This is a genomic window from uncultured Roseobacter sp. (assembly GCF_947495275.1).
Taxonomy (GTDB): Bacteria; Pseudomonadota; Alphaproteobacteria; order Rhodobacterales; family Rhodobacteraceae; genus Roseobacter.
This window is the reverse complement of sequence record NZ_CANLYL010000003.1, coordinates 390,875-415,590: the sequence shown is the minus strand read 5'-3', so window position 1 is coordinate 415,590 and position 24,716 is coordinate 390,875. Positions and strand designations below refer to the sequence as shown.

Sequence of the window (24,716 nt, the reverse complement as noted above, 5' to 3'; positions counted from 1 at the left end):
GCCAATTTTCTTCCCAAGCACAGGTTTTCCGCCTTGAATCGGGCGAAATAAGCCCAGCGCATTGTTAACTGCTTGCGTTTTGCAGGCGCAATCGTGTTAGCTTCGCAGCAATCAGCGCGGAAAACCGCCGGAAAAAACGGGGAGCCTCTTTTGGCCGATACTTCAAACGTCGACGCGTTCGTTGAGTTCGAGCGTGTTCAGAAAAGTTATGATGGCGAGAATCTCGTCGTTAAAGACTTGAACCTCGCCATGCCCAAAGGCGAATTTCTGACCATGCTGGGGCCTTCGGGGTCAGGAAAAACCACCTGCCTGATGATGCTGGCAGGGTTTGAGACAGCCACCCACGGCGACATTCGGTTGGACGGTGTCTCCATCAACAACATCCCGCCGCACAAACGCGGCATCGGGATGGTTTTCCAAAACTACGCGCTGTTTCCCCATATGACGGTTGCCGAGAACCTCTCGTTCCCGCTGGAAGTCCGCAAAATGGGGAAATCGGACCGAGAAGCCAAGATCAAGCGGGCCCTCGACATGGTTCAGATGGGCGCTTTTGCCGGGCGCAGACCGACGCAGCTTTCCGGAGGGCAGCAACAGCGGATCGCCCTTGCCCGCGCCCTGGTGTTCGAACCAGAGCTGGTTTTGATGGATGAACCCTTGGGCGCGCTCGACAAGCAACTTCGCGAGACCTTGCAGTTTGAGATCACCAAGCTTGCTCATGATCTCGGTATCACCGTGGTCTATGTAACCCACGATCAGACCGAGGCCCTGACCATGTCAGACCGGGTCGCCGTTTTCGACGATGGACGGATTCAGCAACTGGCGCCACCAGACAAGCTGTATGAGGAACCCGAAAATAGCTTCGTGGCCCAGTTCATCGGCGAGAACAACACGCTTGAAGGTGTGGTCAAGGAAATCACGAACGGTGTGGCCTTGGTTGAACTCGATGGCGGCGAGGTCATTGATGCCAAACCCGTGAATGTGTCGACAGCAGGTGAGAGAACCCGCGTTTCCATCCGGCCGGAGCGGGTCGAATATAACAAGGACCGTCTGAGCGAAGACGCCCATACGCTGAAGGCCGAAGTGCTCGAGTTCGTCTACATGGGCGACATCTTCCGCACACGGCTCCGCGTTGCAGGTACCGATGATTTCATCATCAAGACACGCAACGCTCCGGATGTGGAACGACTAACGCCCGGCCAGCAGATCGAGATTGGTTGGCTGCCGCAAGATTGTCGCGCATTGGACGCTTAGCTTCCGATGCGCACGACCTGTCGTGCGTCCAACCAGAGGCACGATCAAAAGTGAGGCTGTGGCCAAGCCCGTTGCCGCAGGTCTCAAAACCAAAACGGGCACATAATTGGGAGATTATGAATGAAACTGACCAAGACGCTTTTGGCATCCACCGCACTGACAGTTGCGGCTGGCATGGCCGTCGCCGATGGCCACATGGCATCGGAGATGACAATTGTCAGCTGGGGTGGCGCTTACTCGAACTCGCAACAGCAAGCGTACCACAACCCCTACGCTGAAAAGACCGGTGTCGAAATTATCAACGACGAATCCTCTGCTGAGGCGGTGGCCAAACTGCGGGCCATGAACGAAGCGGGCAATGTGACATGGGACGTCGTTGATGTGGTTGCAGCCGACGCGATCCGCCTCTGCGATGAAGGTCTCGCAATGGAGATCGACCCTGACGAGCACCTTGCCGCCGCACCCGATGGCACTTCTGCCGAGGATGATTTCGGTGATTTGCTGGTGTCCGACTGCTTCATCCCACAGATCGTGTATTCCACAACTTTCGGATACCGGACCGATATGGTTGGTGACACGCCACCAACATCTGTTTGCGCTGTCTTCGACACCGAAACCTATCCGGGCAAGCGGTCGCTTGAAAAGCGCCCGATCAACAACATGGAATGGGCGCTGATCTGCGACGGTGTTCCAAAAGACGAAGTCTACGACGTATTGGAGACTGCCGAGGGTCAGCAACAAGCGCTCGATAAGCTCGCCACCATCAAGGACGATGTTGTCTGGTGGTCTGCCGGTGCGGACACACCTCAGCTGCTCGCCGATGGCGAAGTTGTCATGGGTTCCACCTACAATGGCCGTCTTTTCTCTGTGATCGAAGAGCAGAAGCAACCTGTTGCGATGCTTTGGGATGCGCAGGTGTTTGATCTGGACGGTTGGATTATTCCCGCCGGTTTGAGCGACGAGCGCAAAGCACGCGCCCTGGATTATATCTACTTCGCCACAGACACCCAACGTCTTGCGGATCAGGCCAAATACATCAGCTATGGCCCGGCACGCGCGTCGTCCGCTCCATTGGTTGGTCAGCACGCTGATCTGGGTATCGACATGGCGCCCCATATGCCGACAGATCCCGACAACGCCAAGAACACGTTCCTTTATAACTACGAGTTCTGGGCAGATTATCGCGACGACATCGACGCGAAATTCCAGGCCTGGCTGGCTCAATAAACCCGATTAGGGGCTGATACTATCGAAGAGGGCTACGCGGCCCTCTTCCCCAAAATGACAAGGGACGCATCATGCCCAAAGGTTACATCATTGCGCACGTCACTGTGACAAACCCGGACGCCTACAAGGAATATGTGGTCAGGGACACGCCAATTCTCAAAAACCTTGGCGGCAGCTTCGTGATCCGGGGCGGACAATCGCAGGTTGTCGAAGGTGAAAGCCATGACCGGCATGTTGTCATCGAATTCCCCTCTTACGCGCAGGCGCTCGCCGCTTACAATGACCCTGAATATCAGGAGGTCGCCGAGATCCGCCGCCGTAATGCTCAAAGCACCATCATTGTCGTAGAGGGCGCATAGATGACGGACACAGCTGAACACACCGGCCCGATGATGGCTGCCGACGGGACGACATTGAAATCGAGCTTGAACAGAGCGCTGCGCCGCCAAAAGCTGCGGGCTCTGGGACTGATCGCACCGCTTTTGATCTTTGTATTGGTGACCTTCATCGCCCCGATCGCCGACATGCTTTTTCGATCTATCGAAAACCAGATCGTCTCAGAGACGTTGCCGCGCACGACCGCCGTGTTGGCTGAATGGGATGGGGATAGCGGCGAAATTCCGTCGCCCGAAACATTTGAAGCGCTCTACAAGGACATGTTTGTCGCGAAAGAGCGAAAACTACATACGCGTCTCGGTTCTCGGCTGAATTACGAACTGACGGGAGTGTCGTCACTTTTCCGCAAATCCGGTCGCAAGATCGAGGACATGGGCGAGGTCTACCAGGATCAGTTTGAAGACTTTGACAAATTCTGGAAAGACGGTGAAAACTGGAATGCCCTGATGGGGTCCGAGGACTGGTTGCAGGCTCAAAATGCCTGGGACCCGAAATCCGGCGACAAACAGCCTCCTTTTGAACTGAATGAGGCGATCAGCGGGCTGCTTCCCGAAACCTCCGAAGCATTCCAAACGTACGCTGATTTCGTTCAGAATGAAGATCAGAAAAACCTCGCCAAGCAGGATCCGTGGGCGCTGATCTATTCCGCGCTTTACAATGATATTTCTGCGGGCGCCGATGTCTCGGGCTATAGCGGTCCGGGGTCGGCTGAATTGCTGGCGGCAATGGGTGCTGCCACCGAATTCGAAACCGTCGACTACGCTGCCGCCTTTGAGGAGGTCGACAAGGATTGGCATGATGTCGAGGTTTGGCAGACAATCCAGACCTACAGCCCCGAATTCACCTCCGGGTACTTCCTCAATGCGGTCGACATGAAAAAATCTCCCGATGGCGCGGAGATGCGCCCGGAGAATGAGCAGCTCTACATCAAGCTCTTCATTCGGACATTGTTCATGTCACTGGTCATCACCGGCAGTTGCATTCTGCTCGGCTACCCGGTCGGTTGGATTCTGGCGAACCTGCCCGCCCGAACGGCCAACCTGTTGATGATCCTGGTGCTCCTGCCGTTTTGGACATCGCTGCTGGTGCGCACCTCCGCGTGGAAGGTCATGCTGCAACAGCAGGGTGTCATCAACGACACGCTGGTATGGCTTGGCGTTGTTGCTGATGACAGCCGACTGGCACTCATCAATAATCAGACCGGCACAATCATTGCGATGACGCATATTCTGTTGCCGTTCATGATATTGCCCCTTTATTCGGTCATGAAAACGATCCCGCCGAGCTACCTGCGCGCTGCAAAATCACTGGGGGCGACGAACTGGACCGCCTTCTGGCGGGTCTATTTCCCGCAATCGGTGCCGGGCATTGGCGCGGGGTCCATCCTCGTTTTCATCCTGTCGATTGGCTACTACATCACACCCGAACTGGTTGGTGGCACGACGGGAACGTTCATTTCCAACCGGATCGCCTATCACATCTCAAGTTCTCTGAACTGGGGTCTGGCGGCCGCATTGGGAGCCATTTTGCTGGCTGTGGTGCTGGGTCTCTATTGGGCCTACGACCGGATCGTCGGCATTGATAACGTGAAGCTGGGGGGCTAGGACAATGGCTGCACTCACACCCATTTCCCGAACGCCAGTGTCGTTCTACGTGCCGGTTGTCGCTGCCGCAGGTGCTGTTGCCGGTCTCTTTGTGGGCACAGCGCAGGGCAGCTCATTTCTCGGTATCATCATCGGCGCCTTGCTGATGAGCGCTCTGGCATATGTCATGACGCAGGTGGTTAAATTGGAAAAACCATCTCGCTGGGCGCTGGTTGCGGTCCTGGCGATCGCCGGGTTCGCCATGGGGGGCATCGCGGCGGGCATCATTGGCGGGCTCTTTGGCTGGTTCTTCGGCTGGTTCAGTTTCTGGCTCTATGAAGGGCGATACCGTGCCTATGTGGCACCCTATCTCACGCCCGAACAAGTGTTGTGGCACTACAGCTTCCGAGTCATTTGCGGCGCGATTCTGATCTTTCTGATCACGCCCATCCTTGTGGTGATGCCGCTGAGCTTCAATGCCGAAGATTTCTTTACTTTCACACCGGAGATGCTGCGGTTTGACCCGGCAGGATATTCGCTGAAGCACTACGAAGACTTCTTCACCAATTCAGACTGGCAGAACGCACTGGCCAACTCGGTCAAGATTGCCCCCATGGCAACGCTTCTTTCGGTCAGCTTTGGAACGCTTGCCGCCATTGGTCTGAGCCAACCGCATGTGCCTTTCCGCCGCGCCATCATGGCCATTCTGATCTCACCGATGATCGTACCTTTGATCATCTCTGCGGCGGGAATGTATTTCTTCTACAGCCGCATTGGTCTGCAAGGGACATACATCGGCGTCGTGTTGGCGCATGCTGCTTTGGGCATTCCCTTTGTCATCATCACTGTCACCGCAACTCTGGTGGGCTTTGACAACTCCCTGACGCGGGCTGCCGCGAACATGGGGGCAGGGCCGGTGACCACCTTCTTTCGGGTGCAAATGCCGTTGATCCTGCCCGGCGTGATTTCGGGTGGGCTTTTTGCCTTCATCACCAGCTTTGACGAAGTGGTTGTTGTGCTCTTTGTGGGCTCTGCCGGTCAGAAAACGCTGCCATGGCAGATGTTCACCGGGTTGCGCGAACAGATCAGCCCTACGATCCTCGCTGTTGCCACCATTCTTGTGATCGTTTCGATTGCGCTGCTGACCGTGGTGGAGATGCTGCGACGCAGGTCGGAACGCTTGCGCGGTATGTCACCCGGCTAAGCGCTCCGCTTCAAACTCGTGATTCCGCTAGATATCTCGGCCGCATTCGTTCGGGGCGTGCGGCCGAGACATTCAGCGAAGGCGTTTCAGCAAACTCAGCGACGCATACCCGTCCGGTGCCAGCCCCTTGCTGCGCTGATACGCGCGGACGGCTTCGATTGTTTTGGGACCGATCTTGCCGTCCACACCCTGCGTGCTGAACCCCGCCCGCGTCAGACGTTGCTGCATCTCTTTGCGTTCCGAAAAGGTCAGCGCCCGGTCACCTCTGGGCCAGCTTGCCTTGATCGCAGGGCCGCCCTTGATCCGGTCGCTCAAATGCCCAACGCCGATCACATAGGCATCCGCCGTATTATAGCGCTCGATCACACTGAAATTCTTGAATATCATGAAGGCGGCACCCTGCCCGCCTGCTGGCAGCAGAATGGAAGCATTGCCATAGTTCGGCACGGCGCGCCCGTTTACGCCCACAACGCCCAAACGGGCCCATTGGCCGGGTGATTTGGTCGTTTTCCGGTTCGCCTGGGCGTAATTGAACCCGCGCGGCAGTTGCACCTCAACGCCCCAGGGTTGCCCTTTGACCCACCCAAACCGCGCGAGATAAGCGGCAGTCGACGCCAACGCATCGGAAGGATCATCCGACCAGATGTCACGCTTGCCGTCACCGGTAAAATCCACCGCATAGGCCAGATAGGACGTGGGAATGAACTGCGTGTGCCCCATGGCCCCGGCCCAGCTGCCGGTCATATTGCGCGGGCTGGTGTCGCCATTCTGAATGATCTTCAGCGCGGCGATCAGTTGTTGTTCAAAAAACTTTCCGCGCCGCCCGTCATAGGCAAGCGTTGCGAGAGATTGCACAATGTCGTTGCTGCCACGGTATTCTCCATAGGCGCTTTCCAAGCCCCAAACCGCCACAACGACTTCTTTTTCGACACCGTAGCGTTTCTCGATGGCGTCAAGTTTGCGGTTATGTTTGCGCAACGCCGCCTTGCCGTTACGAATACGGGTGTCAGATGCGGCGCTATCGAGATACTCCCAAATCGTCTTGGTGAATTCCGACTGATTCCTGTCCCGTCGAACGACGTCAGGATCATATCGCACGCCTTTGAAAGCGGCGCGTAGCACATCCGCGCGAATGCCATGCGCCCGTGCGCGCCGTTCAAATCCACTGATCCAGCGGGCGAATCCAGGATCAGAAGCCGTTTTGGTCACAACGGGAACTGGTACAGCCGCCAAATCAGAGGGTCGTAGTTTCGGCCTTAGCGCCTGATTTTGAAGGGCGATTTTGCTAAGCCCTGGCGTTATGTCCTGCGCCGGCCTCAATACGGGCCGTAGTGTTTGCGCCGACCCAAACGCACTTGCCTGAATGCTCATCAAACCAGTTGCCACAGCAACTATGCCAAACGTCTTCCACCGCATGATATGCCCTACTGCTGCTTTTTTGTTATTAAGAACAGTGTAGCGCGAGTTGGGCAAATTCAAAAGAATTCAATCAGAGGTTCTGCGATCAATTGCCGACGCATCAATGTAGCACCGTATTATGTCAAGATGCTCGCGCAACATCGGCACCCGTCTTGGGCGGAAGCTGTTGTCAGTGCGTTGCAGATCACGCATCCGATCAAGGCGGAAGGTTCTGAAATCCTTGCGTAAATGGCACCACGCCATCAGCACGTTGGTCTTGTCAAGATAGACCAAACCCAGCGGATCGACCTGCCGTACGGTCTTGGCCCCTTGCCCATCGGTATAGTCAAATTTCACGCTGACTTCATCCCAGGTGGCAGATCGCAGGGCGGCCACATCGATCTCTATCTCTGGCGGGCGGGTGAATCGGTGAGCATCCAGCACGGCATGTTGCAACCGGTGGGCCTGTCTTGGCGGCACTCTGGCCTTGATCTTCGCAAGTGCGGATCTGGCCGCTTTGGCCAGCGCCGGGTCGCCGATCACCGCAACATCCCGAAGGCCCAGGACCAGCGCTTCAAGTTCGTCATCTTCGAAGCCAAGGGGCGGCAAAGTGGCGTCCTCAATGAGGGTATACCCGAAACCAGCCTCCCCATCGATGACGGCACCCATGCTGCGCAACGCGTCAATATCGCGATAGATCGTACGTTCGGACATGTGCATTTCATCAGCCAATTGCGTGGCCGTGACGGGCGGCGGCAAGCGTCGCAGGGTTTGCATCATTTGGAACAGGCGGTGAGTGCGGCTCATGAGATCATCTTATCACATCTCCTGACATAAATTGACAGGATAGAGAGATAACTTTGCATCAGAACAAAAGGAGCACGACATGATTACTTTGCTGACCTATCCGCCTGCCTTCGGACAATTCTCCGGCAGCCCTTTCTGTACCAAGGCAGCTTACTTTTTGAAGGTCTCCGGTCTGCCATGGCGGCGTGAAGATACGCTCGACCCGCGCATGATGCCGCACAAGAAATTGCCCGTGATCCGGGCCGACGATCAGTTGATTGCCGACAGCGATATGATCCGTGCTTATCTGGAATCAAAAGGAGCCACATTTGACGAAGGCCTGTCTGAAATCGACAAAGCCACATCGCGCGCATTTATCCGAATGGCCGAAGAGCATATCTACTTTCATATCCTCCTTGACCGCTGGGCAAATGACGCGCTTTGGCCTCAGATCAGAGACACCTATTTCGGGTCGGTTCCAAAGATTCTGCGGGGCCTCATTTCTGGCAAAATCCGCAAGGAAGTTCTGAAGGGCATGCATGCACAAGGGCTTGGCAGGTTGACCGAGGCCCAGAGATTGGCCCGATTAGAGCCCGATTTGGAGGCGATTTCGACCCGGCTTTGGCAAAACCGCTTTCTCTTTGGCGACAGGCCGACGGCGGCGGACGCTTCGGTCGGACCAATGTTAAGCGCGGCCGTCGCAAGCCCCGGCCACACGCTGCTATCAAATCGTGTCGAGGAAAATGCGGTGCTGATGGCCTATATCGAGCGGATTGAGGAAATGCTCGACTAACGACGGCTGCGCTTGACCTTGCGTTTGGTCTTGTCCGCTTTACGCTTGGCCTTGACGCTTCGGCGTCGGGGCGCACGTCCGGCGGGCGATCTACGACCCTGCGGTATGGCGTCGCCTTCGAGCGCCAGCAGCTCCAAGGCGATGCCCCCCGTCACGGGTGCCGCCTCAGCCAGGCGCACGGTAGCCCGTTGACCCAAACTGATGATCCGACCCGTATCCGAGCCCATCAAAGTATTTGCCTCGGCATCGTAATGAAAATATTCGCGTCCGATTGAGCGCATCGGAATCAACCCATCAGCCCCTGTTTCATCGAGCTTCACAAAAACACCAAAGCGGGCAATGCCGCTGATCCGACCTGTAAATTCATTTCCAATACGTTCGCTCAGATAGGCGGCCATATAGCGGTCAATTGTGTCACGCTCTGCAATCATCGACCGGCGTTCGGTATCGGAAATATGCTGGCCTGCCGCTTCAAGCGCGTCGTAATCTTCGGGGCGAAGCCCGTCCTTGCCCCATCCATGTGCCGCGATCAACGCACGATGGACGATAAGGTCCGCATAGCGCCGAATGGGAGAGGTAAAATGCGCATAGCGCGCCAACGCCAACCCGAAATGCCCGAAATTCTGCGGCGCATAGTAAGCTTGCGTCATCGAACGCAAGGTCGACATATTGATCAATTCGGCATCGTCTGATCCCGCCGCATCCTTCAACAGCCGGTTGAGATGCGCGGTTTTCAACACCTGACCTTTTGCGAGATTGTAGCCGCTGGCGCGCGCCGTTTCCCGCAGGGCATCGAGCTTCTCAGGGCTCGGTTCTTCGTGCACCCGAAACAATAGCGGGATTTTCTTGGCGATCAGCGTTTCTGCCGCTGCGACATTGGCCAAAACCATAAACTCTTCGATCAGACGATGCGCATCCAGCCTTTCCTTGAAATTAACCGAAACAACCTTGCCGTCTTCATCCAGCTCAATGCGCCGCTCCGGTAAATCCAGGTCAAGGGGCTGGCGCCGTTCCCTAGCGGCGACCAGTGCCCGGTAGGCGGCATAAAGCGGCCGGATAACAGGCTCTAACAGGGGCCCGCACCGCTCATTGGGCGATCCATCCATGGCTTGCTGCACTTCTTCGTAATGCAGCGACGCCGGTGACCGCATTAGGCCGCGGTGAAAGGAATGGGACAGTTTGTTGCCATCAGCGTCCAACTGCATGCGCACAGCGATGCAGGCACGCGGCACCCCGTCGTGCAACGAACAAAGATCACCCGACAGGCGGTCTGGCAGCATCGGTACAACGCGGTCCGGGAAGTAGGTGGAATTGCCGCGTTTCCGCGCTTCCCGGTCAAGGGCTGACCCCGGCGTCACGTAGGCCGCGACATCGGCAATGGCGACCCAGATGATATGCCCACCCTTATTGTCCGGATCATCATCCGCATGTGCGTAACACGCATCATCATGATCGCGTGCGTCCGCCGGGTCGATGGTGATCAATGGCAGATCCCGCAAATCTTCGCGGCCCTTCAGGTCGACGGGCTTGGCCTGGTCTGCCTGCGCAATCGCCTCATCCGGGAAGCTGTCCGGTATGCCATGCTGATGAATGGCGATCAGGGAGACCGCTTTTGCCGCAGAGGGATCGCCCAGACGCGATACGATACGCGCCCGCGGCAGGCCCATGCGCACCTTGGGACCGGCGAGCTCTGCTTCCACCAACTCGCCATCTTTTGCGCCATGGGTCGCATCAGCCGGGACATGCCATTCTTTGTCGGATCCTTTGTCAACCGGCAGGATGCGCCCGCCTTCTGCGGTTTTTCGAAAGACACCGAGGATATGTTTCGGATTGGCACCAATTCGCCGGATAAGGCGCGCCTGATAGTTATGATCATCCGCCTTGACGAGCGTCAAACGCGCGAGGATCCGGTCACCGGCCCCCAATGCGGGGTCAGAAGCGCGCGGCACAACCAGCACAACCGGTTCGACACCTTCGCCATGCCATTCCATCGGCTTTGCAAAAAGATCGCCGTCCGCGTCCTGTTCCGTTACCTGCAAGACACTCACTGGCGGCAATCTGTCAGGGTCCTGATAGCTGCGCTTACGCTTTTCCAGATGGCCGTCGGCTTCCAATTCTTTCAGCACACGTTTGAGATCAATGCGCGCAGCACCCTTGATGCCAAAGGCCTTCGCGATATCGCGTTTGGCCGTCAGCGTTGGGTTTTCGCTGATCCAATCAAGAATTTCCGATTTCGTGGGGATGCGGTTCATAAACCTCAGGTAGCACGCGCTTTAGGTGCCGTCATGCGCAAATCGTGCGCGGTGTCCACATCACGTAATTTTTCGATATAGGCAACGCGGGCGTCCGGCATTGTGCCCAAAGTATCTGCAAGCGCATGCTCGCTTGACCAACGCACATTTACGAATAAGTCCGGCGGGATAGGCCGCGTCCTTTTCAAGCCGATCAGCCAGTATCCTCCGTCAGGTGCTGGTCCAAAAACCGCATCAGATTGCCCAAGTGTTTTGAACGCATGCATGATGTGATGTCGATGAATACCAGGAATATCCGCACCAATGATGCACACCGGCCCTTTGACGGGTAGCTGAAAGGCGCGGGCCATCCGGTCACCAAGATTGCCACGTCCTTGGGGAACACGCGGCAGATAACCGGGCCAAACACGGCTTTTCAGGCCCTCCCTGTCAGGGCTTACCGCCAGTAGAATTTGCCATCGCGGGTCCCGCAGCCGCCGCAGCAGCGCGCGCGTCTGATGCCGAAACCACCAGGCGGCAGGCACCATGCCAATATCACGCCCCAGACGTGTTTTTACGCGGCCCGGACGCGGTTCTTTCAACATAACGACAAGCGTCCGTCTCACGAAAATATTCCCATGCCTCGGCGAGAAATTCCGATTTCATCGCAAGCGCTAGACCGGGAACCACCCACACTGTGCAATTGGTAGCACCAGACCCCGTCCAATGCGCCGGGCGCCAGACTATCTTGTGCTTCGATGGCGATTGCGCGGCGTGACGTAGCGCTGTTTGGAACGCCAGCCATGCACTCGCGTCGTAAACTCATACAAAGTAATCCGTGAGGATACGTGCGTAGATGGATTTGAGTTGGTGGATATGAGCAACCTCAACGTGCTCGTCGACTTGATGCATGGACTGGCCAACGAGACCGAACTCCACAACGGCACAATGGTCCTTAATGAACCTTGCGTCCGACGTTCCGCCGGAAGTTGACAGGGTCGGTGTCTCACCGGTTTCGGACGTCACCGCAACCGCGACAAGTTCCGAGAGAGGTCCCGGTGGGGTCAGGAAACTCTCACCGGAAATCTTGATCGTCAGATCGGTTGCCACGCCAAATTCAGTCTCTATTTGGGCGATCTCGTCACTGATCCAGCGGCTGAGCGAGGCACCGCTATGTAGATCATTGAACCGAATGTTGATTGCTGCGCTGCATTCTGCGGGGATCACATTGGTCGCGGTATTCCCGGTGTCGACGGTAACAACCGCCAATGTCGAAGGGTCAAAATGATCCGTGCCGGCGTCGAGTTCGTGACTGGCAAACCGGTCCATCAATCGCATCATCGCGGGCAGCGGATTGAGCGCCCTGTGAGGATAGGCAGAATGGCCCTGTTTGCCGATGACTTTCACCCAGGCGGTCATCGATCCACGGCGACCGATCTTCATCATTTCGCCCATCTTGTCCGGACAGGTCGGCTCGCCGACGAGGCACGCGGTCATGCGTTCGCCCACCGCCTCCATATGTGCCAACAGGGCGGTCGTGCCATCGAGCGCCTCACCTTCTTCGTCACCGGTAATTGCCAGAATGATCGCCCCGTCGGGAGGCGTCGTCCTGACGTAATCCACAGCTGCCGCCGCAAATGCCGCGACACCTGATTTCATGTCCGTCGTACCGCGCCCAAACATGATACCGTCGTCAATCTCGGCGCCAAAGGGTGCGTGGGTCCACGCGTCAATGTCGCCGACAGGAACAACATCCGTATGCCCGTTGAAACCAAACGTGCGGGGATGCGCTTTTTCGCCCCACCGGGCAAAAAGATTGCGAATGCCGCCCCGATCCGCCCAAGCACAATCGAACCCGACTGAGCTCAGCAGATCGTGCAATATATCCAGCGCACCGTCGTCGGCAGGGGTAACGGAGGCACAGCGCACGAGGGCAGCGGTCAACGCAACAGGATCGGTGTCAGACATGGGGCGACCTCCTCACAATTTTCAAATCGCGTATCAGGTTTGTGACTAATTCGCAGCAATGCCAAGAGGATCATCCAAGAAAAACTTAACAAACGCACGATGAGCGTGTTAACGAAGGTTAACAATAACCCGAGGCAGGGCATCCGCAGTCTGGTCACCATAAAAATGGGACCACGCGCACCAAATGATACTTGAACGTTTTTCCGGCAATTCGGAGCGTTCGGTTGCTGCTTTGCTTCGGACGAGGGTACGGGGCAAATAATATGGTCGCAGCATCCAAGCTGCCAGTCCAAACAGTGCGTGAAGGCGTTGATGCGACGGATATGGCTGAAGCCATTTTTGGCAATGGCGTACGGGTCGAAAGCGCCTCTTACAATGGGGATATAGACAGCGCCGGAATCTATTCCGATGGCGACACCATATCCCCAACGGCAACGCCCGGAGATAGCGGCGTGATCTTGTCCACCGGGAACGTGGAACGTTTCACAAACTCCAGCGGATCATCAAATCAAAGCAACAGCACGTCCAACAATACAACGGGACAGAACAACAATTCGCAATTCAATGCGGCTGCCGGTACCAACACGTTCGACGCAGCTTACCTGGATGTCGATTTCGTGCCTGATCACGACAAAATGACCATCCAGTTCGTCTTTTCATCGGAAGAATACCCCGAATTCCAGAATTCGATTTATCAGGACTTCGTTGGTGTCTGGGTGAACGGAAGCCAGGTCGACATGGACGTCGGCAATGGCGATGTCGATCCCGGAAACGTAAATACATCTAATAATATCAATATGTTCATCGACAATCAGAACGATGACTACAATACCGAGATGGACGGTTTCACGATCACTTTGACGTTGACCATGAACGTTGTGCCGGATGAGGTAAATTCCATCCGCATCGGTATCGCCGACGTCTCTGACAACCGCTACGATTCCAATTTGTTGATCGCGGCAGACACAGTGCAAACCGAGCTGATCGCAATCTCGGACAACGTTCGGGTTTTTGCCGACGGCACCAAAACCATCAACGTTTTGGACAACGACATCAACGAAGGCCCCGGCACGTTGACGATCACGCACATCAACGGTCAGGAAGTAACGGCCGGCGATACGATTACGCTACCCACAGGCCAGCAGGTGACGCTGAATGCTGACGGGACTTTCAGCGTTGCAGGCGACGGGGACGAAGAAGACTTCAACTTCACCTATTCCATCGCCAATGATGACGGAACGGACGTCGGTTTCGTTAACGCCACGTCTGTGCCGTGTTTCGTGGCCGGAACCATGATCAAAACGACACGCGGCAACACTATGGTTGAGCGTTTGAAGCCCGGCGACATGGTGATTACCAAAGATGATGGCCCGCAGCCGTTGCGCTGGATCGGGACACGCACCGTGGCGGCAATGGGCAAGTTTGCTCCCATACACATCCAACCGAGCACGTTCGGTGAGCACGGCCATGTACTTGTGTCACCGCTTCATCGCATTTTGATCCGTGATACCGCCGCCGAGCTGCTTTTCGGGGAGGTTGAAGTCCTTGTCTGCGCGCGGGATCTGGCAAACGGTCGTTCAGTTTGCAGGCGCGAAGGCGGAACGGTCACCTACGTGCATTTGATGTTCGATCGTCATCAGGTGATCTTCTCCGAGGGGCTGGCTACGGAGAGTTTCTTGCCCGGACCCCAAACGACCGATGTCTTTGAAAGCGAAATCGTTGACGAAATCTGCGCTATTTTTCCTGAAATAGACCCTGACACTGGCCAAGGATACAGCACGGCCGCACGCCGGACACTCAAGAAATTCGAAGCAGAATTACTATGTGCAACCGGGTTGGCAGCTTAAGATGGGCTGGCTCGCAATTGCCGACCACAAGGAGCGCCGGTTCTCCCTGCGAGGGGTTGGCCATGACCGTCAGGATCGGCGGCGTCACCCTGAAGAGAATGCCTATCTTCTGACCCGCGGCAGCCTGACGTTCGAAACGCGAACGACCGCAGACGAACGGCCGCAAAAACTGCTGGGATACGACTATGGTTGGCCAGACCAGCGAACACTAATGTTCCAGGCGATTCCGGGCGGCGGGATATCATTGGTTCAGGTTCAGGGCGAGAACATCGCGCATGCCGCCTTGCAACACAGCCTGCCCGCCCGCACCGATATTCTTCGGGTCACTTTCTCCTGGGACGCACAGAATGATTGGGCGCGACTGACAATTGAACGACCAGAAGAACACCAGATTACTTCGGTTTCGATTGCAAATGTCAGGCCCATGGCATTGCAGGACTTGCGTGCGATGTTAATGGGTCATGAAAGAGGCATGTTAGCAAAAGAAATTATTTTCGCGGCGCTATCCGACCAAATCGAACCGGTCGGGCCTATGCCGTCGCTGTCACCAAACGCGCCAGTTGCCACGCCCCAGGGTTATCGCGCCCTGGGAGATTTGAAACGCGGTGACACAGTTTACACCCGCAGTGGTGACATCGTACCTGTGCTTCACCGAATTGATCGGACCGTTCCCGCACGTGGCAGCTTTGCACCATTGCGTCTGCGTGCTCCTTACTTTGGCCTGATGCAGGACCTGGTTGTGACGCCCGAACAACGGCTGGTGATTGACGGCTCAGAAGTGGAATACCTGTTCGCTCAGGAGGCGGTGCTCACACCGGCTCGACATCTCGTTAATGGCTTCGCGGCACTGCCAGAACTGCCCGGCCCCACTCAGAGGTACTCCCAGCTCATCTTGCCAGGACATGAGGCGATGATTTTAGCAGGAACTGCGCTTGAAAGTCTCTACATTGGCCGTTTGCGCAGAAAATCCGATCTTTTACCGGCGACGCTTTTGAGTCCCTTTGACCGGAGCACTCTGCCGGAGCATGGCCGCACAGCCTTCAAAGTTCTGAAATGGTTTGAAGCCATTCATCTCGCGCGGCAACGCGCGGCTTAGTCCGCGTCTGCTTCGGGATGGGTCCCATAAAATGGCTCCATCTGCGCGATGATGACGGCATTCTCATCCAACGCGCGCTGCATCAAATCGCGTTCGTCTTCACCGATTTCATGTCCTTCGGCAAGGCGTTCGTCCAAGGTGCCGTAGCCGGTGACATCCAGCGGCGCAGTATCCGCCTGTTTTAACACGGCAACCGTTTCGCGAACCGCCTCGGCCTCATCAATACCGCTGGCAAAAACAACCAATCCGGCGCCGGTCGCCTTTTTCGGCAGACCGTCGCCTTCCTTGCGCCCAATCTGAACGACAAGCGTGAATACCTGCTGACGGGAAGGTTTCTTTTCTTTGGCCATGGCCAGCTTGTTAGGGCTTGGCGAAGGGCACCACAACGGCTTTTTGTGACAACTGATCAGGCGCCCACCCCGAATAGGGCTTCCACTCGACTGTCATCTCATAAAGATGACGAACGCCCGCGAGAATTGCGGTGCGCACATCCGACTTCATCCGCACGTAACGTTCGGCCTGTTCTTCCCAACGAAAGGCCATGCGGCCTTTTGCGTCGCGCGTGATGATCGAATCCAGCAATATCAGGGCGGTACAGCCTGCGTGCCCGGCGTGATCCGGATCAAGGGAAACAAGTTCGACCACCTCTCCCGGAAACCAGCCGCCGTATTCCGAGAGGATACAGCTGCCTTTCAGACAGTTTTCGAGTGCCGTGCGGTGCACGTCACGGGTTTCTTTTGGACCTGCCAGGCAAACCAGATCCCGTATCTCTGGTGACATCGCTCGCGCGATGACCTTCATGATGCGGATCAGATCATCACCGTCATAAGTCAGCAGATCGCGCCCTTCGGGAATTTGATCGAGATTGACCCTGCGCGTCGAATGCGCCCACCGAAAACCATTCATCAGGGCGGCTCGGATCGGTGAAGGCGCCTTGCGATAGTGTTCCTGAAACGCATCCCAGTTCCAAAACAGATCATCCTCGCCCGCACCGTTTTGCAACCGATCCGCCAGCAGCAACGCCGTGGCCGTCAGGAATGCATCAAAACCTTTGTCCGGGAGCGCTGCAATCAGGAGCAGGTCAGCGTGAATATCCTTGGCATCACGCGATGATAATTCGCAATTCTGTTCAAAAATGATGCGCCGCAATGTCGGTTTGTGGGACGCGCCCAGCCGATCTGCCAATCCCCCGAAACCAGTGGCCGCGACCGATCGCAGATCAGACACCACTTGTATCGTTTGAAAGGATATCGGGACAGAGGCAAGGCGCATGCAGCCTGCCTAAAGAGACAAACGGGCCGGATTACATCGCGCTACGGACCTTTCGCGGGAAATACTGGGGCAATGGTGCCCCAGATATTAAAAATGTCTTTAATCCCGCAGCAACTCGTTGATCGACGTCTTTGAGCGCGTCTGGGCATCGACTTTCTTGACGATCACCGCGCAATAGAGGTTCACACCATTCTTCGACGGCATCGAACCGGCAACCACGACTGAACCCGCGGGCACTTCTCCGTAGGTGAATTCACCGGTTTCGCGGTCAACAATTTTGGTGGACTTGCCAATGAAGACACCCATGCCCAGCACCGATCCTTCGCGCACAATGCACCCCTCGACAACTTCGGACCGCGCGCCGATGAAACAATTGTCTTCGATGATCGTGGGCCCTGCCTGCATGGGCTCCAGTACACCGCCAATACCAACACCACCCGACAGATGCACGTTCTTGCCAATTTGCGCGCAAGACCCGACGGTGGCCCAGGTATCGACCATCGTGCCTTCATCGACATAAGCGCCGAGGTTTACAAACGAGGGCATCAAAACAACGCCGGGGGCAATATACGCGGATTTCCGGACCACACAGCTTGGCACCGCCCGAAACCCTGCCGCCTGCCATTGGTTTTCACCCCAACCAGCGAACTTGCTGTCAACCTTGTCCCACCAGCCGCCAGCCTGTGGGCCACCAGCCTGAATTTCCATATCCTTGATGCGGAACCCCAGCAGAACCGCCTTTTTGGCCCATTGATTGACATGCCAATCGCCGCTTTCCTGCTTTTCTGCCACACGCAGCGTGCCACTATCGAGAGCCGCAAGCGTGTCTTCGATCGCTTCGCGGGTTTCCCCTGTTGTCGCGGGGGTTATGCTGTCTCTGGCCTCCCAAGCGGTTTCGATGGCAGTTTCAAGCTGAGCGTTGGACATCGGACTTCCCCCAAGGAAAAATTTTACATTGCAGCGCCTATACAAGCCCCATGGCAGGCGTGCAATCATTCAAGAATACGACAGGGCGCCACCTCAATACGTCAAAGCCATTGCATCTTGCGGCGTGACGTGGCCCCCTGCTCTCAAATGAGTTCCCGGAGTTACCGAATATGAACAAGCCTCGCCACCCCCTACGTGACGCCCATACAGATCGCGACGCAACCAAGGAGGTGCCTGATACGCCGCAAACGCGCGCGCCAGCGTATCGGCTCGCCTTTGCTGACGAGGATTTCATGTGCCGCGAGGAATTGCGGCCCGTTCGCCTGCAACTGGAGTTGCTGAAACCCGAAATGATGCTGGATGCTCATAACATCACCAGCACCATCGTTCTTTTTGGGGGTGCCCGTATTCCCAGCCCTGCCGAAAAGGAAAAAGCACGTACCAAGACCCTTGCGGATTTGTCCTATTTTTACGACGAGGCCCGTGAATTCGCGCGTTTGATGACATTGAAAAGTCTGGAGACCAGCGGGCGGGAAAACGTTGTGGTCACGGGCGGTGGCCCGGGTGTGATGGAGGCAGGTAATCGCGGCGCAATTGACGCGGGCGGTCATTCGATCGGGTTGAATATCGTGCTGCCCCACGAACAGGCCCCCAATGAATTCGTCACGCCTGAGCTTTGTTTCAACTTCCACTATTTCGCAATCCGCAAGATGCACTTCCTGATGCGCGCCAAAGCCATCTGTGTCTTTCCGGGTGGATTTGGGACGATGGACGAGCTCTTTGAAACTCTGACGCTGATCCAGACCGGGCGCATGCAACCGGTGCCTGTTCTGCTGTTTGGTCGTGATTTCTGGGAGCGTATTCTGAACTGGGAAGCGCTTGCCGATGCGGGCACGATATCTGACGAGGATCTGTCGCTATTCCGTTTCGTCGACAACGCGAATGAAGCCGTGCATGTGATCGAGAATTGGACGGATTTGCCCGCCCGCGACAAATTGCCCGGACGCGAATAGCGGAACCATTTCAGCCCTCAGACCGTTGACCTCCCGAACAGCAAATTACGGGCCGCGTGGCGGACCGGCAGAACTTTTTAGGAGGGCCAAATGGCACAAGCACGCACAAATGGTAAGGCGGAGACATCAGACGTAACGGCACAGATTGATACGATTAAACAAGACATTGCGGTGTTGACGTCGATGATGACCGATCTGGCACAGGACAAGAAAGAAAACCTCAAGGCGGGCACGCTGAACAAACTGGACGCTGCTCAGGAAAAAGCGGTCCAAACTGGCGAGCACCTACGCGGCGAAGCGGAAATCGCATTTCACAAGGCCGAGGAAACTGTGCGCCAGCAACCCGCGATGGCGGTCGGAATTGCCGCCGGATTGGGTTTTCTCGTCGGCATGATGATATCCCGCCGCGCCTGACATGATCAATCACTTGAAAAAGAAACTGCGCCGGAGCGCTCAGCGTCTGGCGCTTGGCACCCTTGGCGGAATCATGTTGTTGGCAGGGCTGGGCTTTTTCAGCGCATCAGCTCTGATGCTCCTGCTGACAATGACCGATCCGATAACCGCGTGCGCGATCCTGGGCGGCGCTCTTGCGGGGATTGGTTTGCTGATGATCGCTGTCACGCAGAGCTCCGACGACGACAGGCTTCATTCGACCGCGGACACATCATCTGCTCAGAAGGATGATATGCCACCTCTCGCCGCTGCCTTCATGCAGGGCTTGGCGCAAGGTATGGCCGTTCGTCAAAGGTCAGCCTGACCCGCTCACCTGCCGCGAAGGCATTCCGGTAGAGGCGTCTCCATCTCAAGATCGATGAGCCGCCTTAGGTCATCCTCAGGTAAAGCTCCAATCATCAGCGTCCGGCCCACGAAGGTGCCGGGCGTTCCGGGGATACCGAGTGCGCGCCCCAAAGCCAAGGCATCCTCGATCTGTTGCAGCATCCGCTCGCTTGAGGCATCCGACGTTAGTATTTCAACGTCCAGACCATGACGGGTCGCAACATCGCGTATTCCTGCGACGCCGGGCTTGAGGACGCGCTGCATCATGTCCAGATGGATCGTCGGGTGATCGCCCTGCAACCCTGCTGCCAAGGCGACCTGCGCTGCCCATCGTGAACGATCGCCCAGCAAGGGCAATTCATGAAATCTCACGGCAATTGGCGCGCCCTCTTCCTCCAAATCCGCAAGGCGTTTGTCGAGTACCGCGCAATAGGGGCAATAGTAATCACTAAACACAGCGACGGGCAGTTTGCCCGCTGGTGGGGCGTCTGGGAACACTGATCCGCATAAGTTGTCGGTTAATCGCCCGTCCGCGGCGACTTCTTCAGGCGTTCGCAAACCTGCAAAAAGATCAGGGGCCGCGGAGATCGACCCTCTTTCCAAGCGCCGGAACCCGGGCATGCCCGCAAGCTCCACAAACTCAAAATCCGGCTTCTGTCTGCGCAAGATGGGTGGGATGGCAATCGCGACGGCCATGAAACCGCCCACCACCAACAGATCGCGGCGACGCATTACCGACCGGCCAGACCTGCCTCGGCCTCAATCTGACGGCGTGATTTGCGCGCGCGCTCAGTTGCAGATTTAAGTTGCCCGCAAGCCGCCATGATATCTTCGCCCCGCGGCGTTCGGATCGGAGATGCATAGCCCGCCTTGTAGATGATATCGGCGAAGGCCCGAATGCGATTATTCGACGACCTTTTGTAAGGCGCACCCGGCCATTCATTGAAAGGAATAAGATTGATCTTGGCAGGGATACCATCGATCAACTTAATCAGGCGGCGCGCGTCTTCGTCACTGTCATTCACGCCGTGCAGCATCACATATTCAAAAGTAATGCGCTCGGAATTGGACACTTTGGGATAGCTGCGCAATGCCTCCAGCAGAACATCAATGTTCCAGCGTTTGTTGATCGGAACCAGCCTGTCGCGCACCTCATCGGTGGTGGCATGAAAACTGATGGCCAACTGGCATCCGATCTCTTCGGCGGTCCGGGCAATTTCGGGCACAACACCTGAGGTGCTGAGCGTGATCCGGCGGCGGCTGAGTTGAATGCCTTCTGGATCCATGGCGATCTTCATCGCGTCGCGCACGTTTTCAAAATTGTAAAGCGGCTCACCCATTCCCATCAGGACGATATTGCTCAGCAATCGCGTTTCGTCTTTTGGCGCGCCGATTTCCGGCCATTCGTCCAGGTCGTCCCGCGCCATCATGACCTGACCGATGATCTCAGCAGCCGTGAGATTGCGCACCAGTTTCTGCGTGCCGGTGTGGCAGAATGAACAGGTCAACGTACATCCCACCTGACTGGACACACAAAGTGTGCCGCGGCCTTCTTCGGGAATGTAGACAACCTCTACCTCATGCCCGCCGGCGATGCGCACAAGGTACTTGCGAGTACCGTCGTCGCTCACCTGTTTCGAAACGACCTCCGGCACTTCAATCACGAAGCGTTCGCTGAGTTCTGTGCGAAGGCCTTTGGCCAGATTGGTCATGACATCAAAATCACGCACGCCCCATTGGTAAATCCATTGCCAGATCTGGCCGACACGCATCTTTGCCTGCTTTTCAGGAACGCCCGCGTCAATCAGCGCCGCACGCATGGCATCACGCGTCAGCCCAACAAGGTTGAGCGGCCCCTCCGGCAGTTTGCGCGGGATGGTGTGAACGTCTTGCGTAATCGGCGCAGAGGCAGACATGGCTGATCCTATCGTGGCGAAGAGGTGCCTCTATACAGAGCTTTGCGCCAGGATCAAAAGGAAAAGCCTACCTCGACCTGTGACTATCCGGCGCAGCGTTTCTGGGCCTCTTCCAATGCAGCCGTAAATCCGCGCAGAGAAAATGTATCTTTCGTGGTCGTACCCCGGCTGGACAGACCCGTTACAGTGGCGTCGGCACCTCGTTTCATCGCATCAACAATCTTGCTGTCCTCTGCGGTATTCTCTGGCCAGGCCCATTCTCCATCGGTGAACAATGCATAGTTGCTTCCACTGATGTCCAGATTCACCTTCGATCCGCTGGCAAACGGGTAGCCCCCCGTGAATGTCACCTGCGCGTTCGCACCAGAGCCCGGACGGTAAAACACCATCAGCAATATTTGACCACGGGTCGCCGCAACCACCCGCCCATCGCGGGTGTTGACGGTCTTTGTCGGGACCGAAACACTCCAACATTCTTTGGGATTTGTGTCCTCGTAGACACTCCAATCGGTCTTTTCAGCCACCAGATTGGTACTCTGATCCTGCGCCTGTGCTGCCATGCCGATCAGCGCCAATGCTGAGACAAAACCAACAAAACCCTTATTAATTCGCATGTTTACAGCCTCCAGCCGTCCTTAACCTCAATGTCCCTGTGATCTGCCCGGCACGCCTTTTTCGACGCGCTCTCTTGCATGACCGGTCATTCTTCTCGACAAGTGGCACAGTAACGCAAAACCCGCGAGCCCCGAAAGGGCGATTAGCAGGTTTTTGCCAAATTCTTGAGGTTAAAAATGACACAAGCCGCCCCAATGGTCGAAATCTGGCGTGGGGACTTCCTCGAAAGCGCCCATTCCGGCCATGCTGTGGTCTGCAATGCGGCAGGAGAGATCGTGCATTCCTGGGGCGATCCGGAGGCAATTGTCTTCCCGCGCAGCTCGTCCAAGATGATCCAGGCGTTGCCGCTCATCACTTCAGGGGCCGCAGATCAAGCCGGGCTGACAACCGAACATCTGGCGCTTGCATGTGCGTCGCATAATGGTGCTGCAATCCACACGGATCGGGTCGGCACCTGGCTGGACACGCTTGGACTGGACGATGATGCATTGCGTTGCGGCCCCCAGCTTCCCGATGATTCCGATGCGCGCAACCAGCTCATCCGCGCGTATCAGACCCCCTGCCAGATTCACAACAACTGCTCCGGCAAACACACAGGATTCCTGACCCTTGCCAAGCACATTGGCGCAACCGGGGATTACAATGACCCCGATCATGCGGTGCAAAAAGCCTGTCTGGAAGCATTTGAGGAAACCACCGGGGAAACCTCGCCGGGTTTTGGTATTGACGGATGTTCTGCGCCAAATCACGCTGCAACTTTGCGTGGTATTGCCCGTGCCATGGCGCATTTCGCTGCGGCGCCCGCCGGAAGTGCTGCTGCCCGATTGCACGAAGCCATGCGGCTGCATCCTGATCTTGTGGCTGGCGAAGGACGCGCTTGCACTGAATTGATGCGGGCCATGAACGGTCAGGTCGCTATAAAAACAGGGGCGGAGGCATTTTTTACCGCCATTTTGCCTGAACAGAAACTCGGCGTCGCCCTCAAGATCGTTGACGGTGCCACGCGCGCCTCTGAATGTGCAATCGCTGCCATACTGGTGAAATTAGGCGTGTTAGAGCCTGATCATCCAGCCACGCTCAAGCGCTTGGACGCGCCGATTACAAACCGTCGGGATATCCAAACCGGCTGGATCAAGGCCACCGCCAGCCTCATCTGATCACATCTGGTGAATTTCCGCGACCTCTATTGAGCCTGTGCCATCCACGACCATTGGGCACCCTTTCGCCAAATCTGCCGCCGCATCAATGTCATCCGCCGTGACAACCGTATAACCGGAGATGGGATTTGCCCCGCCGCCATCCGTTACGCTATCGTCGGTTACCGTCTTGGACATGCCGACAGGATTTCCGGGATCAACAACCGCAGCGCCCATGGTTTCAAACCAGGCTTGCCAGGCGGCCATGGTCTTGGCGATTTCGTCTTCCCCTTCCGGCATATGACCTCCGTGGTAGGCAAAAATGAAGTTTGGCATCTGCTGTCCTCCCATCCAGATAGGGTAACCATAGCACAATACTGGCCGGGCCGCGCCTGATCAGTCATTCACGAATTCGGCAGCGGTATACCCCTGAAGAAAAAGCAGCGCTGTCAGATCGCCGTGGTTGATCCGCACATCGCATTGGGCGGCAACGGCGGGTTTGGCATGGAGCGCGACGCCGGTTCCCGCACGGCCCAGCATGCCCAGGTCATTTGCACCATCGCCCACCGCGATCACATCCCGTTCCGATAGTTCCAAACGCTGTGTGATTTCTGACAAAGCGTCGATCTTTGCCTGTTTGCCCAGAATGGGTTCCCCGACTTCTCCGGTCAGAATGTAATTTCTGGCGATCAGTGAATTTGCCCGGTTCTCATCAAAACCCAATTTATGCGCAACGACGCTGGTAAAATCCGTGAAGCCACCCGACACCAGCGCCGCGTGAGCGCCATCCGCTTTCATGGTGCACAGGAGCACCCGCCCACCGGGCATGTAGGTGATCCGCTCCTCAAGCACCTTGGTAATTGTGGACACAGGCAACCCTTTCAACAGGCCCACGCGGGCATGCAAGGCGTCTTCAAAGTCCAGCTCGCCGTTCATGGCACGCGCCGTGATCTCCTTGACCTTACCGCCGACGCCTGCCTCATCGGCCAGTTCATCAATGCACTCCTGCTCGATCATGGTGCTGTCCATGTCGGCCAAAAGCATCTTCTTGCGGCGTCCTTCCATAGGCTGCACCACAAGATCAATGCCCTGTTGCTGAAGCTCAGCCCATACATCCCAGCGATTTCCCGGAATTTGCACGATTGCGAATTCCGCTGCCTCGTCCGGAGCCAACCAGATGGCGTCCCCACCGCCCCAGGCATTGCGCAGCGCGTCGACCAATGAGGGCTCAAGATTCCGGACCGCTGGCGCGACCAGCAAGGTGACAATGTACATGGGCA

The 24,716-nt window shown here is 56.6% G+C and carries 25 protein-coding genes; 12 read left to right on the top strand and 13 right to left on the bottom strand.

Annotated features, from left to right (window positions below; genetic code table 11):
- The first annotated feature begins 150 nt into the window (after window positions 1–150).
- The 5 genes from Q0802_RS08540 to Q0802_RS08520 all read left to right on the top strand — a co-directional run bounded on the left by Q0802_RS08540 (window position 151) and on the right by Q0802_RS08520 (window position 5,661).
- Complete coding sequence (locus Q0802_RS08540; RefSeq protein ID WP_298916464.1) at window positions 151–1,251, top strand: ABC transporter ATP-binding protein; 1,101 nt, start codon at window positions 151–153, stop codon at window positions 1,249–1,251.
- A gap of 120 nt (window positions 1,252–1,371) precedes the next feature.
- Complete coding sequence (locus tag Q0802_RS08535; protein WP_298916461.1) at window positions 1,372–2,478, top strand: extracellular solute-binding protein; 1,107 nt, start codon at window positions 1,372–1,374, stop codon at window positions 2,476–2,478.
- Between the two features lie 71 nt (window positions 2,479–2,549).
- A complete protein-coding gene (locus tag Q0802_RS08530) occupies window positions 2,550–2,837 on the top strand; it encodes a DUF1330 domain-containing protein (RefSeq protein ID WP_298916458.1) in 288 nt (95 codons plus the stop codon).
- A complete protein-coding gene (locus tag Q0802_RS08525; protein WP_298916455.1) occupies window positions 2,838–4,478 on the top strand; it encodes an ABC transporter permease in 1,641 nt (546 codons plus the stop codon).
- 4 nt (window positions 4,479–4,482) lie between these two features.
- Window positions 4,483–5,661, top strand: coding sequence for an ABC transporter permease (locus Q0802_RS08520; RefSeq protein WP_298916452.1), 1,179 nt, complete (start codon window positions 4,483–4,485; stop codon window positions 5,659–5,661).
- 72 nt (window positions 5,662–5,733) lie between these two features.
- Here the strand turns inward: Q0802_RS08520 and Q0802_RS08515 are convergent, their stop codons facing one another.
- Both Q0802_RS08515 and Q0802_RS08510 read right to left on the bottom strand, forming a co-directional pair.
- A complete protein-coding gene (locus Q0802_RS08515; protein ID WP_298916827.1) occupies window positions 5,734–7,032 on the bottom strand; it encodes a lytic murein transglycosylase in 1,299 nt (432 codons plus the stop codon).
- Window positions 7,033–7,146: 114 nt separating this feature from the next.
- On the bottom strand, window positions 7,147–7,866 hold the full coding sequence (locus Q0802_RS08510; protein WP_298916449.1) for a YafY family protein: 720 nt from the start codon (window positions 7,864–7,866) through the stop codon (window positions 7,147–7,149).
- Between the two features lie 79 nt (window positions 7,867–7,945).
- Between Q0802_RS08510 and Q0802_RS08505 the strand changes: the two genes are divergently transcribed.
- Window positions 7,946–8,638, top strand: coding sequence for a glutathione S-transferase family protein (locus tag Q0802_RS08505; RefSeq protein ID WP_298916447.1), 693 nt, complete (start codon window positions 7,946–7,948; stop codon window positions 8,636–8,638).
- Here Q0802_RS08505 and rnr read toward each other — a convergent pair.
- From rnr to dapE, 3 genes are all read right to left on the bottom strand, one after another.
- On the bottom strand, window positions 8,635–10,890 hold the full coding sequence (rnr, locus tag Q0802_RS08500) for a ribonuclease R (protein ID WP_298916444.1): 2,256 nt from the start codon (window positions 10,888–10,890) through the stop codon (window positions 8,635–8,637). The genes Q0802_RS08505 and rnr overlap by 4 nt on opposite strands.
- Window positions 10,891–10,895: 5 nt before the next feature.
- Window positions 10,896–11,495 (bottom strand): TIGR04282 family arsenosugar biosynthesis glycosyltransferase, encoded by a 600-nt coding sequence (locus Q0802_RS08495; RefSeq protein ID WP_298916440.1) that lies wholly within the window; start codon window positions 11,493–11,495, stop codon window positions 10,896–10,898.
- 196 nt (window positions 11,496–11,691) lie between these two features.
- A complete protein-coding gene (dapE, locus tag Q0802_RS08490) occupies window positions 11,692–12,837 on the bottom strand; it encodes a succinyl-diaminopimelate desuccinylase (protein WP_298916437.1) in 1,146 nt (381 codons plus the stop codon).
- A 263-nt stretch (window positions 12,838–13,100) separates the two neighbouring features.
- Between dapE and Q0802_RS08485 the strand changes: the two genes are divergently transcribed.
- Window positions 13,101–14,684: a Hint domain-containing protein gene (locus Q0802_RS08485; RefSeq protein ID WP_298916434.1), complete on the top strand. Its 1,584-nt coding sequence runs from the start codon at window positions 13,101–13,103 to the stop codon at window positions 14,682–14,684.
- Between the two features lies 1 nt (window position 14,685).
- The gene (locus tag Q0802_RS08480; protein ID WP_298916431.1) at window positions 14,686–15,780 is read left to right on the top strand and encodes a Hint domain-containing protein; all 1,095 of its coding nucleotides are present in this window, start codon (window positions 14,686–14,688) and stop codon (window positions 15,778–15,780) included.
- On the opposite strand, the gene Q0802_RS08475 is transcribed toward Q0802_RS08480, so the two are convergent.
- From Q0802_RS08475 to dapD, 3 genes are all read right to left on the bottom strand, one after another.
- Window positions 15,777–16,130, bottom strand: coding sequence for a hypothetical protein (locus tag Q0802_RS08475; RefSeq protein WP_298916428.1), 354 nt, complete (start codon window positions 16,128–16,130; stop codon window positions 15,777–15,779). The two genes, Q0802_RS08480 and Q0802_RS08475, sit on opposite strands and share 4 nt — an antisense overlap.
- A 10-nt stretch (window positions 16,131–16,140) precedes the next feature.
- On the bottom strand, window positions 16,141–17,007 hold the full coding sequence (locus tag Q0802_RS08470) for a hypothetical protein (protein WP_298916425.1): 867 nt from the start codon (window positions 17,005–17,007) through the stop codon (window positions 16,141–16,143).
- Window positions 17,008–17,151: 144 nt separating this feature from the next.
- Window positions 17,152–17,979 carry a 2,3,4,5-tetrahydropyridine-2,6-dicarboxylate N-succinyltransferase gene (dapD, locus tag Q0802_RS08465; RefSeq protein WP_298916423.1) on the bottom strand — a complete coding sequence of 276 codons (828 nt, stop codon included), beginning with the start codon at window positions 17,977–17,979 and terminating at the stop codon, window positions 17,152–17,154.
- Between the two features lie 170 nt (window positions 17,980–18,149).
- On the opposite strand from dapD, the gene Q0802_RS08460 reads away from it, so the two are divergent.
- The 3 genes from Q0802_RS08460 (at window position 18,150) to Q0802_RS08450 (ending at window position 19,749) form a co-directional block, all read left to right on the top strand.
- The gene (locus Q0802_RS08460) at window positions 18,150–18,992 is read left to right on the top strand and encodes a TIGR00730 family Rossman fold protein (RefSeq protein ID WP_298916420.1); all 843 of its coding nucleotides are present in this window, start codon (window positions 18,150–18,152) and stop codon (window positions 18,990–18,992) included.
- A 90-nt stretch (window positions 18,993–19,082) separates the two neighbouring features.
- The gene (locus Q0802_RS08455; protein ID WP_298916417.1) at window positions 19,083–19,406 is read left to right on the top strand and encodes a hypothetical protein; all 324 of its coding nucleotides are present in this window, start codon (window positions 19,083–19,085) and stop codon (window positions 19,404–19,406) included.
- Window positions 19,407–19,419: 13 nt separating this feature from the next.
- The gene (locus Q0802_RS08450) at window positions 19,420–19,749 is read left to right on the top strand and encodes a phage holin family protein (RefSeq protein WP_298916414.1); all 330 of its coding nucleotides are present in this window, start codon (window positions 19,420–19,422) and stop codon (window positions 19,747–19,749) included.
- Between the two features lie 5 nt (window positions 19,750–19,754).
- Here the strand turns inward: Q0802_RS08450 and Q0802_RS08445 are convergent, their stop codons facing one another.
- From Q0802_RS08445 to Q0802_RS08435, 3 genes are all read right to left on the bottom strand, one after another.
- Window positions 19,755–20,501 carry a DsbA family protein gene (locus Q0802_RS08445; RefSeq protein ID WP_298916411.1) on the bottom strand — a complete coding sequence of 249 codons (747 nt, stop codon included), beginning with the start codon at window positions 20,499–20,501 and terminating at the stop codon, window positions 19,755–19,757.
- On the bottom strand, window positions 20,501–21,685 hold the full coding sequence (gene rlmN, locus Q0802_RS08440; RefSeq protein WP_298916408.1) for a 23S rRNA (adenine(2503)-C(2))-methyltransferase RlmN: 1,185 nt from the start codon (window positions 21,683–21,685) through the stop codon (window positions 20,501–20,503). The genes Q0802_RS08445 and rlmN overlap by 1 nt, the downstream gene beginning before the upstream one ends.
- Window positions 21,686–21,768: 83 nt before the next feature.
- Window positions 21,769–22,299, bottom strand: a complete 531-nt coding sequence (locus Q0802_RS08435) for an invasion associated locus B family protein (protein ID WP_298916405.1) — start codon at window positions 22,297–22,299, stop codon at window positions 21,769–21,771.
- Between the two features lie 177 nt (window positions 22,300–22,476).
- Here Q0802_RS08435 and Q0802_RS08430 point away from each other — a divergent pair, with 177 nt between their 5' ends.
- On the top strand, window positions 22,477–23,457 hold the full coding sequence (locus Q0802_RS08430; RefSeq protein WP_298916402.1) for an asparaginase: 981 nt from the start codon (window positions 22,477–22,479) through the stop codon (window positions 23,455–23,457).
- Here Q0802_RS08430 and Q0802_RS08425 read toward each other — a convergent pair whose 3' ends face one another.
- Complete coding sequence (locus Q0802_RS08425) at window positions 23,458–23,772, bottom strand: YciI family protein (RefSeq protein WP_298916399.1); 315 nt, start codon at window positions 23,770–23,772, stop codon at window positions 23,458–23,460.
- A gap of 60 nt (window positions 23,773–23,832) precedes the next feature.
- On the bottom strand, window positions 23,833–24,711 hold the full coding sequence (serB, locus tag Q0802_RS08420) for a phosphoserine phosphatase SerB (RefSeq protein ID WP_298916396.1): 879 nt from the start codon (window positions 24,709–24,711) through the stop codon (window positions 23,833–23,835).
- Window positions 24,712–24,716 lie beyond the last annotated feature (5 nt).

What these genes read in the sequence shown, in the direction of transcription:
- Q0802_RS08485 (WP_298916434.1), top strand. Translation starts at nt 13,101, where the DNA reads ATGGTCGCAGCATCCAAGCTGCCAGTCCAAACAGTGCGTGAAGGCGTT.
- dapD (WP_298916423.1), bottom strand. Translation starts at nt 17,979, where the DNA reads ATGTCCAACGCTCAGCTTGAAACTGCCATCGAAACCGCTTGGGAGGCC.
- Q0802_RS08460 (WP_298916420.1), top strand. Translation starts at nt 18,150, where the DNA reads ATGAACAAGCCTCGCCACCCCCTACGTGACGCCCATACAGATCGCGAC.
- Q0802_RS08510 (WP_298916449.1), bottom strand. Translation starts at nt 7,866, where the DNA reads ATGAGCCGCACTCACCGCCTGTTCCAAATGATGCAAACCCTGCGACGC.
- dapE (WP_298916437.1), bottom strand. Translation starts at nt 12,837, where the DNA reads ATGTCTGACACCGATCCTGTTGCGTTGACCGCTGCCCTCGTGCGCTGT.
- Q0802_RS08425 (WP_298916399.1), bottom strand. Translation starts at nt 23,772, where the DNA reads ATGCCAAACTTCATTTTTGCCTACCACGGAGGTCATATGCCGGAAGGG.
- rlmN (WP_298916408.1), bottom strand. Translation starts at nt 21,685, where the DNA reads ATGTCTGCCTCTGCGCCGATTACGCAAGACGTTCACACCATCCCGCGC.
- rnr (WP_298916444.1), bottom strand. Translation starts at nt 10,890, where the DNA reads ATGAACCGCATCCCCACGAAATCGGAAATTCTTGATTGGATCAGCGAA.
- Q0802_RS08535 (WP_298916461.1), top strand. Translation starts at nt 1,372, where the DNA reads ATGAAACTGACCAAGACGCTTTTGGCATCCACCGCACTGACAGTTGCG.
- Q0802_RS08530 (WP_298916458.1), top strand. Translation starts at nt 2,550, where the DNA reads ATGCCCAAAGGTTACATCATTGCGCACGTCACTGTGACAAACCCGGAC.
- Q0802_RS08435 (WP_298916405.1), bottom strand. Translation starts at nt 22,299, where the DNA reads ATGCGAATTAATAAGGGTTTTGTTGGTTTTGTCTCAGCATTGGCGCTG.
- Q0802_RS08525 (WP_298916455.1), top strand. Translation starts at nt 2,838, where the DNA reads ATGACGGACACAGCTGAACACACCGGCCCGATGATGGCTGCCGACGGG.
- Q0802_RS08520 (WP_298916452.1), top strand. Translation starts at nt 4,483, where the DNA reads ATGGCTGCACTCACACCCATTTCCCGAACGCCAGTGTCGTTCTACGTG.
- Q0802_RS08480 (WP_298916431.1), top strand. Translation starts at nt 14,686, where the DNA reads ATGGGCTGGCTCGCAATTGCCGACCACAAGGAGCGCCGGTTCTCCCTG.
- Q0802_RS08455 (WP_298916417.1), top strand. Translation starts at nt 19,083, where the DNA reads ATGGCACAAGCACGCACAAATGGTAAGGCGGAGACATCAGACGTAACG.
- Q0802_RS08505 (WP_298916447.1), top strand. Translation starts at nt 7,946, where the DNA reads ATGATTACTTTGCTGACCTATCCGCCTGCCTTCGGACAATTCTCCGGC.
- Q0802_RS08515 (WP_298916827.1), bottom strand. Translation starts at nt 7,032, where the DNA reads ATGAGCATTCAGGCAAGTGCGTTTGGGTCGGCGCAAACACTACGGCCC.
- serB (WP_298916396.1), bottom strand. Translation starts at nt 24,711, where the DNA reads ATGTACATTGTCACCTTGCTGGTCGCGCCAGCGGTCCGGAATCTTGAG.
- Q0802_RS08475 (WP_298916428.1), bottom strand. Translation starts at nt 16,130, where the DNA reads ATGGCCAAAGAAAAGAAACCTTCCCGTCAGCAGGTATTCACGCTTGTC.
- Q0802_RS08445 (WP_298916411.1), bottom strand. Translation starts at nt 20,501, where the DNA reads ATGCGTCGCCGCGATCTGTTGGTGGTGGGCGGTTTCATGGCCGTCGCG.
- Q0802_RS08430 (WP_298916402.1), top strand. Translation starts at nt 22,477, where the DNA reads ATGACACAAGCCGCCCCAATGGTCGAAATCTGGCGTGGGGACTTCCTC.